Consider the following 627-nt stretch of genomic DNA (forward strand, 5'->3'; position numbering starts at 1 on the left):
ACTCCTTATATGGATGAAGCTGCTTTGTGCGATAGGGTGGCCCTCATGCAAGATGGGCAGCTCCTTGAAATTGACAGTCCGAAGCATATTGTGCAAAAGTACCCTAAAGCAGTTTATGAAATCGGGGCAAAGGAAAGGCATAAATTAATACAAGTACTCCGGGATTTCCCAAACTTGTACAGTGTCTATCCTTTTGGGGAGTTCGTCCATTATACGGATAAGCGGACCGATTTAGAAATACCTGAATTGGAAAATTACCTGAAATCAAAGGGGCTTTCAGAAATTTATATTGGGCTTACCGAACCTACCATTGAGGATGTATTTATGGAATTGGCAAGAAAATGAGCGAAGAAAATGTTATAAAGGTCGTAGAATTGACGAAAAAGTTTGGCGCTTTTCTAGCTGTTGATGCCATAAGCTTTGAGGTAAAAGCGGGTGAGATATTTGGCTTTCTGGGGGCGAATGGGGCAGGAAAAACCACGGCCATGAAAATGCTTATTGGAATTTCGAAACCCAGCTCTGGTGAAGCAAGTGTAGCAGGCTTTGACGTCTATACCCAAACGGAGCTTATCAAGAAAAACATTGGCTATATGAGCCAGAAGTTTGCGCTTTACGATGATTTAACGG

Annotated in this window: 1 protein-coding gene and 1 pseudogene; both read left to right on the forward strand. The window is 42.3% G+C overall.

Going from position 1 to position 627, the window contains the following annotated elements; all coding sequences use genetic code 11:
* Window positions 1-345, forward strand: a pseudogene (locus tag ADIWIN_RS20505) (ABC transporter ATP-binding protein); the annotation flags it as partial.
* A partial coding sequence (locus tag ADIWIN_RS07790; RefSeq protein ID WP_040756726.1) for an ATP-binding cassette domain-containing protein occupies window positions 342-627 on the forward strand: 286 nt, incomplete at its 3' end. The pseudogene ADIWIN_RS20505 and the gene ADIWIN_RS07790, both read left to right, overlap by 4 nt.

Source organism: Winogradskyella psychrotolerans RS-3, from assembly GCF_000427335.1.
GTDB lineage: Bacteria > Bacteroidota > Bacteroidia > Flavobacteriales > Flavobacteriaceae > Winogradskyella > Winogradskyella psychrotolerans.